Below are 16,484 nucleotides of genomic sequence, written 5' to 3'. Positions count from 1 at the left end.
TTGAGTTCTCAAGGAACGGTCGCTTCCTTTGTACTCACCCTCTCGGGCTTTCCTCCGGGCGCTTCCCTTCGGTCTTGCGTTTCCGACTCTATCAGATCCTTTTCGATCCGATTCCCGGTCGGCGGGAGTTTGTCGAGGGCTTCTGGCTTTCGCCTGTCGACCTTTCGACATTCACTACGTTAGCGGATTTCTCCGGAGACTCATAATCGAGGCCCGCGAGATTGAATTCGAGCATGCAGGCACGCCGAATTCGCCCCCGCTGAGGGGAAGCCGTAGGTAGTGGGTTGGCCGCTTCCGGCAGCAGGCGATTGCCGTACCCGGGTCAAGCGGCTCGGGCTACATTACGCGTCCCTCAAGGGGGAGTCAACTGCGGCGGCGCCTGGGCACATGGGCCCGGTAGGGGCTGACCGTCGGGTCGTCGGCGACCCAGTAGCGCCACGGATGAACGCCGCCCTCGCCGGCCACGCCGGTGCGCGGACCGTTGCGCACCTGGTCAGCGGGGACGGGGGCGCCGGTCAGGATGCGCAACGGAGTGTCCTCCGTCGTGCAGGCGTCCGTGCCGTTCAGTGCGCGGTCGACGTCCAGGGCGGTGGCGAGGCGGGCCGGGCCTTTGGCCAGTTCCTTGTCGTTGCGGGCGGTGTGCCGTCGGGTACGGGCCAGCTCGGCGCCCTCGATGATCTCGCCGGCGCGGAGCAGGACCGCGCTCGCCCGACCCTCGGGTCCGCACACCAGGTTCATGCAGAACCACATGCCGTAGGTGAAGTAGACGTACACGTGTCCGGGGGGACCGAACATCACGTCGTTGCGGGGTGTGCGGCCGCGGTAGGCGTGGGAGCCGGGGTCGTTCTGGCCGTCGTAGGCCTCCACCTCCGTCAGGCGGAGGGCGATCGGACCGTCCGGGGTACTGCGCACGAGGATGCGGCCCAGAAGGTCGGGGGCCACCTCGAGGATGGGGCGGTCGAAGAAATCCCTGGACAGAGGCGTACGGTCGGGGCTCGCGATCATGCCTTCCGAGCGTAACGCAGGTGAGTGCGTGGGAGGGGTGGCCAGGGCTCGTCGCCCTTGCCAGGGTGTGGGGCGTGGAACCGGTCATGGCCGGATCGCGTTTGTAGGGATCAAGGGTTCACACGCAAAGCCTGGAGAGGGAGAGACATGGCGTTCAAGAAGCTGCTCGCGAGCCTGGGGGCCGGTGGGGCTTCGGTGGAGACCGTGCTGAGCGAGGTCAACGTCGTTCCGGGCGGTGTCGTCCAGGGCGAGGTGCGGATTCAGGGCGGTTCCGTCGACCAGCAGATCGAGGCCCTGTCGGTGGGGCTCCAGGCCAAGGTCGAGGTGGAGAGCGGCGACCAGGAGTACAAGCAGGACATCGAGTTCACGAAGAGCCGGCTCGGCGGTGCCTTCGAGCTGAAGGCGAACGCGGTGCACGCCGTGCAGTTCGGGCTCGAGATCCCGTGGGAGACGCCGATCACGATGATCGACGGGCAGACGCTGCGCGGTATGAACATCGGCGTCACCACGGAGCTGGAGATCGCCCGCGCGGTGGACTCCGGTGACCTGGACCCGATCAACGTGCACCCGCTGCCGGCGCAGAAGGCGATCCTGGACGCGTTCATCGGGCTGGGCTTCCGCTTCAAGAGCGCGGACATGGAGCGCGGCCACATCCGTGGCACGCGGCAGAAGCTGCCCTTCTACCAGGAGATCGAGTTCTTCCCGCCGCAGCAGTACCGGGGGCTGAACCAGGTCGAGCTGAGCTTCGTGGCCGACGCGCAGGCGATGGACGTCGTGCTGGAGATGGACAAGAAGCCGGGTCTGTTCAGCGAGGGCAGCGACACGTTCCGTTCCTTCAAGGTGGGGCTGGACGACTACCAGGGCACCGACTGGACGGCGTACCTCAACCAGTGGCTGTCCGAGGTCGGCAGCAAGCGGAACTGGTTCTGAGGGTCCTAGGCTCGGAGATCACTGCACCGAACCAACAGGAGGTACCGAGGTGACCGAGCTCAAGCGGCGGCCGCTCCCCCATGACTTCCACCCGCCCGTGGCGTCGTTCACGGTCACGAGTGAGGATGTCCAGGAGGGGGCGACGCTCAAGGACGCTCAGGTCTTCGCGGCCGGCAACACCTCGCCGCAGCTGCGGTGGGAGGGCTTCCCGGCCGAGACCAAGAGCTTCGCCGTGACCTGCTACGACCCGGACGCCCCGACGGGGAGCGGTTTCTGGCACTGGGTGGTGTTCGACATCCCCGCCTCGGTGACCGAGCTGCCGGTGGGCGCGGGCAGCGGCAAGTTCGAGGGTCTGCCGGAAGGGGCCGTCCAGGCGCGCAACGACTTCGGGGCCAAGGAGTTCGGTGGTGCCGCGCCGCCGGCCGGCGACGGGCCGCACCGGTACGTGTTCACGGTGTACGCCGTGGACGAGGAGAAGCTGGGTCCGGACGCGGAGGCGACGCCCGCCTTCGTCGGCTTCAACCTGCGGTTCCACACGATCGGTCGTGCGCAGCTGATCGGTGAGTACGAGGTGCCCGCCGAGAGCTGAGTGTTCCGAGCGTTCATGGAACGTTTGCCCGCCCCTGGTCTTGGAATGGATCAGGGGCGGGCATTTTTGTCGCGGGGGTGGATGGGGGCGCGTCCCCCGTAGGAGCAGCGGATATTGCGTTGTCCATCTCGGCGTGCCCGGCCAGAGTTGATCCCAGCCCGCCAGGGGGTGGGCCGGTGCACACGGGAGGTGGGCTGGTATGCGGGACACGCTGGTACTGAACGCGAGCTTCGAGCCGTTGTCGACGGTGACGTTGAATCGAGCCGTCGTTCTGGTGCTCCAGGACAAGGCCGTCGTCGAACAGGCCCACCCCTCACTGCGGATGCGCGGAGCCGCGCTCGACATACCGGCGCCCCGGGTGATCAGGCTGTGCCAATACGTACGGGTGCCCTTTCGAAGACGTGCTCCGTGGTCGCGGCGGGGTGTGCTGGTCCGGGACCGGCACCGGTGCGCGTACTGCGGGCGGCGGGCGACGACCGTCGACCACGTGGTGCCGCGGTCGCACGGTGGGCAGGACACGTGGCTGAACACGGTGGCCTCCTGTGCGGAGGACAATCACCGGAAGGCGAACCGGACGCCTGAGCAGGCGGGTATGCCGTTGCTGCGGCAGCCGTTCGAGCCGACGCCTGCGGATGCGATGTTGTTGGCGCTGGCCAGGGACGACTTTGAGGCGTTGCCGGGGTGGTTGGTGCTGGACGCGGCGTGAGGGGTTCGCCGTAGGGGGCTGATGTGCATCGCCGACTGCGGGTTCGTTGTGGCTGGTCGCGCCCACGCGGCGGAGCCGCACATCGACACAGCCCCGCGCCCCTGAGGGGGCGCGACACCCCCCGCGTCTGGTGAGGTGCCGTCAGTCGATGGACGGCTTCTCACGGCGTTCCTGGGCGGGGACGCTCGCGCCGCCGCCGTTGCCGCTGCCCGGGGCGCCGCCCAGGCCGCCGATGTTGCCCATGGCGCCGGAGAGGCCCTTGAGGGCGTCGCCGATTTCGCTGGGGACGATCCAGAGCTTGTTGGCGTCGCCCTCGGCGATCTTCGGGAGCATCTGGAGGTACTGGTAGGAGAGCAGCTTCTGGTCCGGGTCGCCGGCGTGGATGGCCTCGAAGACGGTGCGGACGGCCTGGGCCTCGCCCTCGGCGCGCAGCGCGGCGGCCTTGGCCTCGCCCTCGGCGCGCAGGATCTGGGACTGCTTCTCGCCCTCGGCGCGCAGGATCTCGGACTGCCGGACACCCTCGGCCTGGAGGATCGCGGCGCGCTTGTCGCGGTCGGCGCGCATCTGCTTCTCCATCGAGTCCTGGATGGAGGTGGGCGGTTCGATGGCCTTGAGCTCGACGCGGTTGACACGGATGCCCCACTTGCCGGTGGCCTCGTCGAGCACGCCGCGCAGGGCCGCGTTGATCTCCTCGCGGGAGGTGAGGGTCCGTTCCAGGTCCATGCCGCCGATGATGTTGCGGAGCGTGGTGACGGTGAGCTGCTCGATGGCCTGGATGTAGCTGGCGACCTCGTAGGTCGCGGCCCGTGCGTCGGTGACCTGGTAGTAGATGACGGTGTCGATGTTGACGACCAGGTTGTCCTGGGTGATGACCGGCTGCGGCGGGAAGGGAACGACCTGTTCGCGCAGGTCGATGCGGTTGCGGATGGTGTCGATGAACGGGACGACGATGTTGAGGCCCGCGTTGAGTGTCCGCGTGTAGCGGCCGAAGCGCTCGACGATGGCGGCGCTGGCCTGTGGGATGACCTGGATGGTTTTGATCAGGGCGATGAAGACCAACACCACCAGGATGATCAGAACGATGACGACCGGTCCCATAGTGGCTGTCCGTCCCCTTCTCCGCCTCGGCGCTCCGGCAGATCCTATTGACCCTGACTGCTGTGCATCTTACGGCTGTTGAGGATGTTGAGGATCTTGTCCGTCGAGTCTGACAGACCGTCGTGTGCCCCGGTGGGTGTTCGGTCCACTTGTGTCCGGCATACGTCCGGCGAGGTCACATGATGATCGCCGTTGCCCCCTCGATGTCCACGACGTCCACTTCCTCACCTGCCTCGTAGGCGCGTGCGGTGTCGAGGGCGCGCGCCGACCAGATCTCTCCGGCGAGCTTGATGCGGCCGCCGGCCCCGTCGACCCGTTCCAGTACGACGGCTTGTCTGCCTTTCAGGGCGTCGACGCCGGTGGCCAGTTGGGGCCGTTGGGCTCGGTGCCGGGCGGCGACGGGCCGTACGACGGCGATGAGGGCGACCGAGACGATGACGAAGACGAGTACCTGGACGACGAGGTCCGCGCCGAAGCCGGAGGCAACGGCGGCGGCGACCGCGCCGACGGCGAACATCCCGAACTCCGGCATCGCGGTCACGACGAGCGGGATTCCGAGCGCTGCCGCGGCGACGAGCCACCACACCCATGCGTCGATGTCGTTCACATGGTCATGGTAGGTCCGGGTGGTGTGCCGGGGACAGGGCGCACGGGGGGCGGGTCAGGACAGCGGGAGCCCCTGGGCGGTCCAGCGGTCGCCGACCTGCTCGACGACGAGCGGGAGTCCGAAGCAGAGGGAGAGGTTGCGGGAGGTCAGTTCGAGCTCCAGCGGGCCCGCGGCCATGACCTTGCCCTGACGGATCATCAGGACGTGGGTGAAGCCCGGGGCGATCTCCTCGACGTGGTGGGTGACCATGATCATCGAAGGGGCGATCGGGTCGCGGGCGAGGCGGCCGAGGCGGCGGACCAGGTCCTCGCGGCCGCCGAGGTCGAGGCCGGCGGCCGGCTCGTCCAGGAGCAGCAGCTCGGGGTCGGTCATCAGGGCGCGGGCGATCAGCGTGCGCTTGCGCTCGCCCTCGGAGAGGGTGCCGAACTTCCGGTCCAGGTACTCGGTCATGCCGAGGCGGTCGAGGAAGGCGCGGGCGCGCTGCTCGTCGATGTCCTCGTACTCCTCCTGCCAGCCGGCGGTCATGCCGTAGGCGGCGGTGAGCACGGTCTGCAGGACGGTCTGGCGCTTGGGCAGCTTGTCGGCCATGGCGATGCCGGCCATGCCGATGCGCGGGCGCAGCTCGAAGACGTCGGTGCCGGGCTTGCCGAGGGTCTCGCCGAGGATGGTGGCGTCGCCCTTGCTCGGGTAGAGGTAGCTGGAGGCGACATTGAGGAGGGTGGTCTTGCCGGCGCCGTTGGGGCCGAGGATGACCCAGCGCTCACCTTCCTTCACCGACCAGGAGACCTGGTCCACCAGAGCCCGGCCCTCGCGGACCACGGATACGTCCTGAAGCTCCAGAACATCGCTCATGAGCGCGTTGTCTCCCCTTGCATTGTGGCCGGTCTCGGCTGTCGCGTACGCCTGTGGCTCGGGCCGCCGCGCCGGTGGGCGCAGGCCCTCCAGGAAATCTACGCCACCGGTCGGCTTCACCGTTCCATCGGTCCGGTCCTTAGGGTGGGGGCATGCTCTCGGAACCACGCGCAGGGCGCCTTGCCGCCTGGGGAAATGCCCTTATTGCCGGAATGGTCTCGCCGGATGACGCCGCGATCGCGATCGTGGGCGGGGACGCGGTGCATCGGGTGGAGGGGCTGCCGGGTGAGGACGCGCCGGTCGGTCTCACGCTGGCGCTGGGGCGGCTGCGGGCGCTCGGGGCGAGGGGGTTGCGGGTCGCACTGCCCGCGCCGGGGCATCCGCTGGGGCTGAGCGGGCCGCCGGACTTCAACGCGCGGGCGCTGGAGGCGGAGGAGGCGGTGGTCTGCCACGGGGCGGCGCTGGGGCTGGTGCCGGAGGTGTACGAGGCGGGGCCCGAGGGTGACGTGCACGTCAAGGTCGTCTGGCACTGTCTGCCGGTGCGGGAGGCGCCGCCCGCGGACGTGCCGTCGCTCGGGGAGGCCGAGCGGGAGCTGGCGGAGGCCTTGCGGGACGCGACGGAGGTGCTGACGCGGCTGGACGTCGCCGGGTCGGGGCCGGTGGCGGAGGCGGCGGTCGCGGCGTACCGGGCGCGGGCGGAGCAGGGGCGGGAAGTGCTGGCTCCGGGATATCCGTCGCGGGCGGTGCGGGTGTTGGAGATGGCTCAGCGGGTGGGGATGTTGATCTCGCTGGCGTACGAGAACGGGCACGGGGGTGCGGTGAGTGCCGGTGAGATGGCGGCTCGGGGGGAGGCGCTGCGGCCGGTGGAGCGGACGGCTCGGCGGGCGCAGGTCGCGGCGTACAACTCCGTTGTGGAGGAGAGGGAGAAGGGGATGCGGTGACTGGCTGCGCGACCCGTACCCCACGTTCGTGTGAGCGTCCTGGGGGCTGCGCCCCCAGACCCCCCTTTTCGGCCTGAACGGCCTCGTCCTCAAACGCCGGACGGGCTGTATTGCGCCCATGACGGCGACCGGCCTCCCGGGTGGGGCCGGGAGGCCGGGGGTCCGTGGGGCCTGGTGGCCTGGGTCAGTGGTTGACGCCCAGGTTGCCGAAGGCCGGGTTCAGGACGCCGATGACGTTGACGCTGTTGCCCACGGCGTTGACCGGGATGTGGACCGGCGCCTGGACGACGTTGCCGGAGGCGACGCCCGGGGAGCCGATGGCCTCGCCGTGGGCGGCGGAGCCGTCGGTGGCGGAGGCCATGCCCGCGCCGGCGGCGATCAGCCCGCCGGCCACCATCGTCACGGCCGCTGCCTTCTTCAGGTTCTTCACTTACAAGCCCTCCTTGCGATTGCCGCGGCAGTCGCCGCAGCACGCACTGGAGAACGGCCGGGCGCCGGAGAGGATGCGCCATATGGGGGACATTCCCACGACGGTATGAATCTCGCACCGGAGGGGAACCCTCCGGGTTGTCGCCGCGTAGGGGGTCAGCCGGTGACACCGTGGCGTACGGCCCACAGCGCGGCCTGGGTGCGGTCCGCGAGGTCGAGTTTCATCAGGATGTTCGAGACGTGGGTCTTCACGGTCTTCTCGGAGAGGACCAGGGCGCGCGCGATCTCCCGGTTGGAGCGGCCGTCCGCTATCAGGCCCAGCACCTCGCGCTCCCGCTCCGTGAGGGAGCCCGCTCTGCCCTGCCCGGAACCGTTCTCCTCCTGGGCCAGCAGGGCGCCCGCCACCTCGGGCTGGAGCAGGATGTGGCCGGCGTGGACGGAGCGGATGGCGCCCGCCAGCGCGTCGGGGTCGACGTCCTTGTAGACGTACCCGGCGGCTCCCGCTCGCAGGGCCGGGACCACGGTGCGCTGCTCGGTGAAGCTGGTGACGATCAGCACGCGCGCGTGGTTGTCCAGCTCACGGAGCCGGCGCAGTGCGTCCACGCCGTCCATGCCCGGCATCTTGACGTCCATGAGGATCACGTCGGGCTTCAGCTCCTCGGCGCGGTCGACTCCTTCCGCGCCGTCCGCGGCCTCGCCCACCACCTCGATGTCGTCCTGCACCTCCAGGAAGGTGCGCAGGCCCCGGCGGACCACCTGGTGGTCGTCGACGAGCAGCACCTTGATTCCGTCAGCCACCGGGGACCTCCATCTCGATCGTGGTGCCCTTGCCGGGCGCCGATTCCACGGTGAGCCTGCCGCCGACACCGTTCGTCCGGTCCCGCATGGAGACCAGGCCCAGGTGGCGTCCCGCGCGGCGTACCGTGCGCGGGTCGAAGCCGGTGCCGTCGTCGGTGACCCGGAGCACCGCTCCGGTGCCGCGCCGGTGCAGTGTCACGTCGACGTGGTCCGCCGCGGAGTGGCGCAGGGCGTTGTGCAGGGCCTCCTGGGCGACGCGCAGCATCGCCTCCTCCTGCGCGGCGGGCAGCGCCTTGACGCCGTGCCCGGCGAAGGTCACGCGCGCGGTGTGGGCGCGGTCGAGGACCTGGATCTGGGTGCGGAGAGTGGCGACGAGGCCGTCCTCGTCCAGGGCGGCGGGGCGCAGCTCGACGACGGCGGCGCGCAGCTCGTCGGCGGCCTCGGCGGCGAGCGCGGCGACCTGCTGCAGCTCGCCCTTGGCTCGCGCGGGGTCGCGGTCGACCAGGGCTGCGGCGGCCTGGGCGGTCAGGCGCAGGGAGAAGAGTTTCTGGCTGACCGCGTCGTGCAGTTCGTGGGCGAGGCGGGAGCGTTCCTCGGCGATGGTCAGCTCGCGGCTGCGCTCGTAGAGGCGGGCGTTGGTGAGGGCGATGGCGGCGTGCTGGGCGAGGATGCCCAGCAGTTCCTCGTCGTCCGCGGTGAAGCCGCAGCCGCCCTCGGGCTTCGGGCAGTTCTTGTTGGCCAGGAACAGCGCGCCCATGACCTCGTCACCGTCGCGGATCGGCAGGCCCAGGAAGTCGACCAGGTCGGGGTGGGCGGACGGCCAGCCCTCGAAGCGGGGGTCCTTGCGGACGTCGGCGAGGCGCTGGGACGTGGCCTCGTGCAGCATCGCGGCGAGGATGCCGTGCTGACGGGGCAGGGGGCCGATGGCCTTCCACTGCTCGTCGCTGACGCCGTCGACCACGAACTGGGCGAAGCCGCCGTGGTCGTCGGGGACGCCGAGGGCGGCGTACTGCGCGTCGAGCAGCTCGCGGGCCGAGGCGACGATCGTCTTGAGGACGTCGCGCACCTCGAGGTGCCTGCTCATGGCCAGCAGCGCGGAACTCACCGCGGCGAGGCCGGACCGGGGGCCGTGACTCATGTCCTCACGGTACCGGCGGGGTGTGACGGCGGGATCGGCCTGTGGACGCCGCCGTCTAGGACGGTGGGCCTAGGTCCGAGGTCCCGTCGGCCGGTCCTAGGGCGAAGGGCCCCGCGCGGTTGCGGCCCGTGCCCGAGGCGGCCCGTGCGGTGCGGTTCCTACGTTGAGGAGCACGCCGGCCCGATCAGGGGGCGTGGACGACGAGGGGACGTGTGTCATGCCGGTTGCGATCATCACGGGAGCTTCGAAGGGACTGGGCCGAGCGCTGGCCGAGGCCCTGGCGGCGCGGGGCTGGGACCTGGTGCTGGACGCCAGGACGCCGGGCGTACTCGAGGAGACGGCGGCGGCGCTGGAGGCGTACGGCACGCGCGTGCGGGCGCTGCCCGGTGATGTCACGGATGCCGGGCACCGGGCCGCGCTGGTCGCTCAGGCCCGGCGGCTGGGCGGGGTGGATCTGCTGGTCGGCAACGCCAGCGCGCTGGGGGCCGAGCCGCTGGTGCGGCTGGAGGAGCTGCCGCTGGACGGACTGCGGCGCGCGCTGGAGGTGAACGTGGTGGCGGCGCTGGGCCTCGTCCAGGAGGCGCTGCCGCTGCTGCGGGCGGCCCCGGCGGGCGCGGTGCTGGCCATCAGCTCGGACGCCGCGGCGGAGGCGTACGAGACGTGGGGCGGCTACGGGGCGTCCAAGGCGGCCCTGGACCAGCTGGTGGCGGTGCTGGGCGTGGAGGAGCCGGGGCTGCGGGTCTGGGCGGTCGATCCGGGGGACATGGCCACCGACCTGTACGCGGCGGCCGTACCGGACGACGACGATCCGCGGCCCGATCCGGCGAGCGTCGTACCGGCGCTGCTGCGGCTGCTGGACGAGCGGCCGGCCGGGGGCCGCTACGGGGCGCCGGCGCTGCTGGGGGGAGGGCGATGACGCTGGCGGTGCGTGTTCCGGAGGAACTGTCGGCGCGGGTGCCGGCCGAGCAGCGAGGGCCCGGGCTGGAACGGGACGACGTACGGCTGCTGGTGTCGCGGGGCACTGAGGTGTCGCACCACGAGTTCCGGGAGCTGCCGGGGCTGCTGCGGGCCGGGGACCTGCTCGTCGTCAACACGTCGGCGACGCTGGCCGCCGCCGTGGACGGGCGGGTGGGGCACGCGCGCGTGGTGGTGCACTTCTCCACGCGCGGGGACGACGGCCGGTGGGCGGTGGAGCTGCGGGAGCCGGACGGGCTGGGCACCACGCGCGCGCGTGCGGACAAGGGGGGAGGGCTGGAGGTGCGGCTGCCGGGTGGCGGGCGGCTGGTGCTGGAGGAGCCGTTGAGCCCGGGTTCGGGACGGTTGTGGTGGGCGCGCGTGCACGGGGCCGGGGTGCCGGTGCTGCTGCGGGAGCAGGGGCGGCCCATTCGCTACTCGTACACGGAGCGGGATCAGCCGCTGTCCGTGTACCAGACGGTGTTCGCGCTGCCGTCCGGCGACGGGACGGGCAGCGCCGAGATGCCGAGCGCCGCCCGTCCCTTCACGGCGCGGCTGGTGGCGGAGCTGGTGAGCCGTGGGGTGCAGTTCGCGCCGGTGCGGCTGGACACGGGGGTGGCGTCGGCGGAGTCGCACGAGCCGCCGTATCCGGAGCGCTTCCGGGTGCCCGAGGCGTCGGCGCGGTTGATCAACGCGGCCCGGGCGGGCGGCGGGCGCGTGCTGGCCGTGGGGACGACCGCCGTGCGGGCGGTGGAGTCGGCGGCCGGCGGCGACGGGGTGGTGCGGGCGCGGGCCGGGTGGACCGATCTGGTGGTCACCCCGGAGCGGGGGGTGCGGGTGGTGGACGGGCTGCTGACGGGGCTGCACGAGCCGGAGGCCTCGCATCTGCTGATGCTGGAAGCCGTGGCGGGACGGGCGGCGATCGACCGCGGGTACGAGGCGGCGGTGCGCGGGCGCTACCTGTGGCACGAGTTCGGCGACGTCCATCTCCTCCTGCCGTAGGAGGGCGACGACCAACCCCTCACCCGCTGCATTGCTCCAGCAACCAACAGTGAGAAGAGCGGGGGGTGCGTGTGAGCCCGCGCATAGGGCCCACGTCACGTACGAAGGGGAGTAGGAGAACGACTCGTCCGTTTTGAGCGGGGCAGATGGTCCAATCTGCCCCGTTTCTCCCATCCCTGATCCACTATCTCGGATCGTACGTCACACCTTTGCCTCCGAATTTTGCGGCCGCTAAGAATTGCTCTCGTCGCTCAACGCCGTGGGTCGTTTCCCCGCGGCGTTTGTGCCGGAAACATCATCTGTCCCCACCGGACGAGAGCGACCTCCGCGCTATTCGAAGAGGTCTATCCCGCCATGCCCAAGAACATCTTCACCCGTGGTCGCAGTCTTCCCCTGAACCGCAAGCACAAGATCGCGGTCGCCGGTGTCGGCGCGCTCGGCGCCGCCGCCGTCGCGCTCACCGCGGTCCCAGCCAGCGGTCAGACGACGACCACGAGCGAGGCCGCTCCGACGGCCAAGGTGGCGTACAGCACCAAGCAGATCCAGGACGTGCACGCCGGTGTCACCGGCCAGCTCGCCGGCGCCAGCCAGAAGGTCGCCGCGATCGAGGCGAAGCAGGAGGCGGCCGCCAAGAAGGAGACCGCCGCTAAGAAGGCCGCCGCCGAGAAGGCCGCCACCAAGCGTGAGGCGAAGCAGTCCGCCAGCCGGTCCGCCGAGCGCACCGAGGTCAAGAAGTCCTACCCGGACAACCTCGACGGCTGGATCCGCGAGGCCCGGGCCATCATGAAGAAGCACGGCATCCCCGGCTCCTACGAGGGCATCCACCGCAACATCATGCGGGAGTCCTCCGGCAACCCGAAGGCGATCAACCTCTGGGACATCAACGCCCAGAACGGCATCCCGTCCAAGGGCCTGCTCCAGGTCATCCCGCCGACGTTCAAGGCCTACCACGTGGCCGGCACCCCGAAGAACATCTGGGACCCGGTCGCCAACATCGTCGCCGCGTGCAACTACGCGGCGGACAAGTACGGCACCATGGACAACGTCGACAGCGCGTACTGAGGTCGGCGCGGACCTCTTCACGACGTCGCCGACGCCGCACCGTACGCCGAAGGGCGGCACCCTCCTGACGGGGTGCCGCCCTTCGGGGCGTTCACGGGGCCGACGGGCCCCCTGCGGTCACTTCCGCATGACCTCGGGCTCGTGGCGGCGCAGGAAGCGCGCCACGAAGAAGCCGCAGATCAAACCGAGGGCGATCAGCGCGGCCATGTCCATGGCCCAGGCGCCGACGGTGTGCTCCCACAGCGGGTCGACCTCGGCGCCCTTCTCGGGCGGGCTGATCTTGTTGAAGTCCAGCGTGGCACCGGCCGCGGCCACCGCCCAGCGCGAGGGCATCAGGTACGAGAACTGGTTGACGCCGACCGCACCGTTCAGGGCGAAGAGGCAGCCGGTGAAGACGACCTGGATGATCGCGAACATGACCAGCAGCGGCATGGTCTTCTCGGCGGTCTTCACCAGCGAGGAGATGATCAGGCCGAACATCATCGAGGTGAAGCCCAGCGCCATGATCGGCAGCGACAGCTCGACGAGCGTGAAGCCGCCGAGAACGAGGCCCTCCTCGGGGATCTCCCGGGAGGCGAAGCCGATGACGCCGACCAGCAGGCCCTGCAGCACGGTGATCATGCCGAGCACGAACACCTTGGACATCAGGTACGCCGACCGGGACAGGCCGGTCGCCCGCTCCCGCTCGTAGATCACCCGTTCCTTGATCAGCTCGCGGACCGAGTTCGCGGCGCCGGCGAAGCAGGCGCCGACCGCGAGGATCAGCAGCACCGTGGTCGCCGTGCCGTTCGGGATGATCCGGCCCGCCGCGTTCGGCGGATTGGGCAGCAGGCCCTTGTCGGCGTCGATGAGGAGGCTCACCGCGCCGAGCACCGCGGGGAGGATCACCATCAGGGCGAGGAAACCCTTGTCCGAGACGATCACCGAGACGTAGCGCCGCACCAGCGTGACGAACTGCGACATCCAGCCCTGCGGCTTCGGCGGCTTCATCGCCTGCATCGCCGGGACCTGTACGGACTGCGGGGCGACGGCGTCGATGTCCGCGGCGTACATCTGGTAGTGCTGCGAGCCCTTCCAGCGGCCCGCCCAGTCGTAGTCACGGTAGTTCTCGAAGGCGGAGAAGACGTCGGCCCAGGTGTCGTAGCCGAAGAAGTTCAGCGCCTCCTCGGGCGGGCCGAAGTAGGCCACCGAGCCGCCCGGCGCCATCACCAGCAGCTTGTCGCAGATCGCCAGCTCGGCCACCGAGTGGGTGACGACGAGGACGGTGCGGCCGTCGTCCGCGAGGCCGCGCAGCAACTGCATGACATCGCGGTCCATGCCCGGGTCGAGGCCGGAGGTCGGCTCGTCCAGGAAGATCAGCGACGGCTTGGTGAGCAGCTCCAGGGCGACGGAGACGCGCTTGCGCTGGCCGCCGGACAGGGACGTGACCTTCTTGTCCTTGTGGATGTCCAGCTTCAGCTCGCGGAGCACCTCGTCGATGCGGGCGTCGCGCTCGGCGGCCGTGGTGTCGGCCGGGAAGCGGAGCTTGGCCGCGTACTTGAGGGCCTTCTTGACGGTCAGCTCCTTGTGCAGGATGTCGTCCTGCGGGACCAGACCGATGCGCTGACGCAGCTCGGCGAACTGCTTGTACAGGTTCCGGTTGTCGTACAGGACCTCGCCCTGGTCGGCGGGCCGGTAGCCGGTGAGCGCCTTGAGCAGGGTGGACTTGCCGGAGCCGGACGGGCCGATGACCGCGATCAGCGACTTCTCGGGCACGCCGAAGGAGACGTCCTTGAGGATCTGCTTGCCGCCGTCGACCGTGACGGTCAGGTGGCGGGCGGAGAAGGACACCTCACCGGTGTCGACGAACTCCTCGAGCCGGTCGCCGACGATCCGGAACGTCGAGTGGCCGACGCCCACGATGTCGGTCGGGCCGAGCAGCTGGGAGCCGCCCTTGGCGATCGGCAGACCGTTGACGTACGTGCCGTTGTGCGAGCCCAGGTCGCGGATCTCCATGCGCCCGTCGGGCGTCGAGTGGAACTCCGCGTGATTGCGGCTGACCTGGAGGTCGGAGACGACCAGCTCGTTCTCCAGGGCACGGCCGATGCGCATCACGCGGCCGAGCGAGAACTGGTGGAACGTGGTCGGGCTGCGGTCGCCGTGGACCGGTGACGCCCCCGCCGCGCCGCCGGAGCCCTGCTGCTGGGGGAAGTGCGGTGCGCCCTGCTGCGGCGCGGCCTGCGGCGGCTGCTGCTGGTGCTGCCAGCCGGCCTGCTGCTGAGGCTGCTGCCCGTGCTGCGGCACCTGCTGCGGCGGGGCCTGCTGCTTCTGCGGCTCCTGGACCGGCGCCTGCTGGGCCCAGCCGGCGTTCGCGCCCTGCGCGGCGTACGGCTGCTGCTGTCCCTGCGGCGTGCCGACCGGGGCCTGCGCGCCGGTCAGGCTGACGCGCGGTCCGTCGGTGGCGTTGCCCAGGTTCAGCACCGCGCCGGCGCCGAGCTCCACGTGCTGGACGCGCTGCCCGTGCACGAACGTGCCGTTGGTGCTGCCGTGGTCCTCGACGACCCAACTGCGGCCGTTGAAGCTGATCGTGGCGTGACGCCAGGACACCCTGGCGTCGTCAAAGACAAGTTCCCCCTGCGGATCGCGTCCGAGCGCGTATGACCGGGACGGATCGAGCGTCCAGGTCTGTCCATTGGATTCCAGTACGAGTTCCGGCACTCCAAGCCCCACTGAGTTGTCCCCCGATGTACCCCCGTCGCGGGGAGTCTAGGGATGTCGAACATCGGGGGGAACTATTTCAGGCTCGGCCCCCTGACCGAAAGTCGGGCCTTGTGAAACTTGCGTAGGCGCCCATCCGCCGATCTCGTTGACGGGGTTGAAACCTGCCCGGAGAGTGGTATTCCACGCGAGGGGGACATGCGCGGCAACTCCGTCGCGCCGCGGATCGGGGGGTCTGCCATGAACGCGTCCACGAGCGTCGGGACCGAGGGGTACGGCACGAGGGTGCCGTGGGGTGACGTACTGATGTCCGCGATCGCCTCCGTGAGCTGGGCGTTGATCGGGATGGCGGGCACGGCGGCGCTCGGTCTGCGCCTGCTGGGCGCGGACGCGGCGGGCGCGCTGGGCCCCATGACCGCGGCTGTGGTGGCGCTCGGTGCGGGTGGTTCGGTGTCACCGGCCGGCGATGTGTCCGCGTTCGGCCTGGAAGGGGCCGAGGCGCACACGGCCATCGAGATCGCGCCACTGGGCGTGGGGCTGGTCGGTGGGCTCTTCCTGTCCTTCTTCTTCCTACGGTCCCTGCGGGCGGCCGGAGTTGTGGTCTCGCCCGCGGAACTGCTGGCGCGCGCGGGCGCGGTGGTCGCCCTGTTCGTGGCGATGCTGGGCGGACTGGCCTGGGTGGGTCACGATGTCGTCACGATCGACGGCGGTTCGCTGGGGCTGGACGACCTGCCGGAGCGCGGTGCCGGGGGCATCGAGATTCCCGGGCTCGGCGATGTGGGCGACATCGGGGACATCGGGGACATCGGCGGGCTGCTCCCCGACCGGATCGGCGACCTGGTCGACGCCGAGGCTGCGGTCGGCTTCTCCGTCGACACGGGACCGACGCTGCTGGGCGGGCTGGTCTGGTGCGTCGGGGTCCTGCTGATCGCGCTGCTGGCCTCGCGCCGCACTCCCCTGCCGCGCGGGTGCGGGGCGGTGCACCGGGTGGTGCGCCCGGCCGTGTCCGCCCTGGTCACGGTGGCGCTGACGACGGTCGCGGCCGGTTGGGCGGCCGCGTCCTACGCGGCGATCGGCGACGACCACCCCCGGCGGATCTTCGGCGCCGCGTTGCTGGGCGCGCCGAACGGCGTCTGGCTCGGCGTTCCGCTCGGCCTGTTCGTGCCGTGGGAGGGACGGGCCACGGGCGCACTGGTCCGGGTGCTTCCTGATCCGCTGGACGAGTTGCTGGGCGCCGGCGGGCGGGAGCCGGTGACGCTCGGGAGGCTCGCGGAGCTGGACGGGCGGGTGTGGCTGCTCGGGGTGGCTGCGGCGCTGGTGATGCTGGTGGCCGGGGTGCTGACTGCTGCGCGGACACCCGTGGCGCCCGATGAGACGCGTTCCCCGGCCTTCGCCGGAAGGTGTGCCGTGCGGCTGGGCATCGCCACCGCGTTGGCGCTGCCGCTGCTGGCCTGGCTGACGGAGGTGTCCGTGGACGCCTCACTGTCCGTGCTCGGCATCGACGCGTTCGACGCGGGCATCGACCTGCGCGGGCAGCTCGGTACGGCACTGCTGCTGGGTGCGGTGTGGGGCGCGGGCGCGGGGGCCGCCGGGGCGCTGCTGACGAGGGTGAGCGGGGCGGCGGGGGCTCGGGCGACGGCGGTGGCACGGAGTGCCGGGGTGGTGGGGGTGGGGGC

General features: G+C 70.7%; 16 protein-coding genes. 8 read left to right on the top strand and 8 right to left on the bottom strand.

All coding sequences use genetic code 11. From position 1 onward, the window contains the following. Nucleotides 1-363 precede the first annotated feature (363 nt). On the bottom strand, nucleotides 364-1,005 hold the full coding sequence (locus KUM03_RS20040) for a DNA-3-methyladenine glycosylase (protein ID WP_217250649.1): 642 nt from the start codon (nucleotides 1,003-1,005) through the stop codon (nucleotides 364-366). Nucleotides 1,006-1,152: 147 nt separating this feature from the next. Between KUM03_RS20040 and KUM03_RS20035 the strand changes: the two genes are divergently transcribed. From KUM03_RS20035 to KUM03_RS20025, 3 genes are all read left to right on the top strand, one after another. Further along, on the top strand, nucleotides 1,153-1,935 hold the full coding sequence (locus KUM03_RS20035) for a sporulation protein (RefSeq protein WP_217250648.1): 783 nt from the start codon (nucleotides 1,153-1,155) through the stop codon (nucleotides 1,933-1,935). 49 nt (nucleotides 1,936-1,984) lie between these two features. After that, nucleotides 1,985-2,524 (top strand): YbhB/YbcL family Raf kinase inhibitor-like protein, encoded by a 540-nt coding sequence (locus tag KUM03_RS20030; RefSeq protein ID WP_217250647.1) that lies wholly within the window; start codon nucleotides 1,985-1,987, stop codon nucleotides 2,522-2,524. A gap of 199 nt (nucleotides 2,525-2,723) precedes the next feature. Continuing rightward, on the top strand, nucleotides 2,724-3,230 hold the full coding sequence (locus KUM03_RS20025) for an HNH endonuclease (RefSeq protein ID WP_217250646.1): 507 nt from the start codon (nucleotides 2,724-2,726) through the stop codon (nucleotides 3,228-3,230). A gap of 141 nt (nucleotides 3,231-3,371) precedes the next feature. On the opposite strand, the gene KUM03_RS20020 is transcribed toward KUM03_RS20025, so the two are convergent. The 3 genes from KUM03_RS20020 to KUM03_RS20010 all read right to left on the bottom strand — a co-directional run bounded on the left by KUM03_RS20020 (nucleotide 3,372) and on the right by KUM03_RS20010 (nucleotide 5,787). Beyond that, nucleotides 3,372-4,328 carry an SPFH domain-containing protein gene (locus KUM03_RS20020; RefSeq protein WP_217250645.1) on the bottom strand — a complete coding sequence of 319 codons (957 nt, stop codon included), beginning with the start codon at nucleotides 4,326-4,328 and terminating at the stop codon, nucleotides 3,372-3,374. A 175-nt stretch (nucleotides 4,329-4,503) separates the two neighbouring features. Further along, entirely contained in the window at nucleotides 4,504-4,935 is a 432-nt protein-coding gene (locus KUM03_RS20015; RefSeq protein WP_073721327.1) for an NfeD family protein, read from the bottom strand. Nucleotides 4,936-4,989: 54 nt separating this feature from the next. Beyond that, nucleotides 4,990-5,787, bottom strand: a complete 798-nt coding sequence (locus KUM03_RS20010) for an ABC transporter ATP-binding protein (protein WP_217250644.1) — start codon at nucleotides 5,785-5,787, stop codon at nucleotides 4,990-4,992. A gap of 152 nt (nucleotides 5,788-5,939) precedes the next feature. Here KUM03_RS20010 and KUM03_RS20005 point away from each other — a divergent pair, with 152 nt between their 5' ends. Next, the gene (locus KUM03_RS20005; protein WP_217250643.1) at nucleotides 5,940-6,728 is read left to right on the top strand and encodes a hypothetical protein; all 789 of its coding nucleotides are present in this window, start codon (nucleotides 5,940-5,942) and stop codon (nucleotides 6,726-6,728) included. A 184-nt stretch (nucleotides 6,729-6,912) separates the two neighbouring features. Here the strand turns inward: KUM03_RS20005 and chpE are convergent, their stop codons facing one another. The 3 genes from chpE to KUM03_RS19990 all read right to left on the bottom strand — a co-directional run bounded on the left by chpE (nucleotide 6,913) and on the right by KUM03_RS19990 (nucleotide 9,093). After that, nucleotides 6,913-7,158: a chaplin ChpE gene (gene chpE / locus KUM03_RS20000; RefSeq protein ID WP_019329385.1), complete on the bottom strand. Its 246-nt coding sequence runs from the start codon at nucleotides 7,156-7,158 to the stop codon at nucleotides 6,913-6,915. A 155-nt stretch (nucleotides 7,159-7,313) separates the two neighbouring features. Next, on the bottom strand, nucleotides 7,314-7,955 hold the full coding sequence (locus tag KUM03_RS19995; RefSeq protein WP_217250642.1) for a response regulator transcription factor: 642 nt from the start codon (nucleotides 7,953-7,955) through the stop codon (nucleotides 7,314-7,316). Beyond that, nucleotides 7,948-9,093 carry a GAF domain-containing sensor histidine kinase gene (locus KUM03_RS19990; protein WP_217250641.1) on the bottom strand — a complete coding sequence of 382 codons (1,146 nt, stop codon included), beginning with the start codon at nucleotides 9,091-9,093 and terminating at the stop codon, nucleotides 7,948-7,950. Before KUM03_RS19990 ends, KUM03_RS19995 begins: the two co-directional genes overlap by 8 nt. 217 nt (nucleotides 9,094-9,310) lie before the next feature. Between KUM03_RS19990 and KUM03_RS19985 the strand changes: the two genes are divergently transcribed. The 3 genes from KUM03_RS19985 to KUM03_RS19975 all read left to right on the top strand — a co-directional run bounded on the left by KUM03_RS19985 (nucleotide 9,311) and on the right by KUM03_RS19975 (nucleotide 12,111). Next, on the top strand, nucleotides 9,311-10,009 hold the full coding sequence (locus KUM03_RS19985; RefSeq protein WP_217250640.1) for an SDR family oxidoreductase: 699 nt from the start codon (nucleotides 9,311-9,313) through the stop codon (nucleotides 10,007-10,009). Beyond that, on the top strand, nucleotides 10,006-11,049 hold the full coding sequence (locus tag KUM03_RS19980; protein WP_217250639.1) for an S-adenosylmethionine:tRNA ribosyltransferase-isomerase: 1,044 nt from the start codon (nucleotides 10,006-10,008) through the stop codon (nucleotides 11,047-11,049). Before KUM03_RS19985 ends, KUM03_RS19980 begins: the two co-directional genes overlap by 4 nt. 354 nt (nucleotides 11,050-11,403) lie before the next feature. Then, on the top strand, nucleotides 11,404-12,111 hold the full coding sequence (locus tag KUM03_RS19975) for a transglycosylase SLT domain-containing protein (protein ID WP_217250638.1): 708 nt from the start codon (nucleotides 11,404-11,406) through the stop codon (nucleotides 12,109-12,111). Between the two features lie 117 nt (nucleotides 12,112-12,228). On the opposite strand, the gene KUM03_RS19970 is transcribed toward KUM03_RS19975, so the two are convergent. Continuing rightward, nucleotides 12,229-14,808, bottom strand: coding sequence for an FHA domain-containing protein (locus KUM03_RS19970; RefSeq protein WP_217250637.1), 2,580 nt, complete (start codon nucleotides 14,806-14,808; stop codon nucleotides 12,229-12,231). 240 nt (nucleotides 14,809-15,048) lie between these two features. Between KUM03_RS19970 and KUM03_RS19965 the strand changes: the two genes are divergently transcribed. After that, a partial coding sequence (locus tag KUM03_RS19965; protein ID WP_217250636.1) for a streptophobe family protein occupies nucleotides 15,049-16,484 on the top strand: 1,436 nt, incomplete at its 3' end.

The sequence above is a fragment of the Streptomyces sp. AC602_WCS936 genome (assembly GCF_019049125.1).
Taxonomy (GTDB): domain Bacteria; phylum Actinomycetota; class Actinomycetes; order Streptomycetales; family Streptomycetaceae; genus Streptomyces.
The sequence above is the reverse complement of the archived record's forward strand: the minus strand, read 5'-3'. Positions and strand labels throughout refer to the sequence as shown.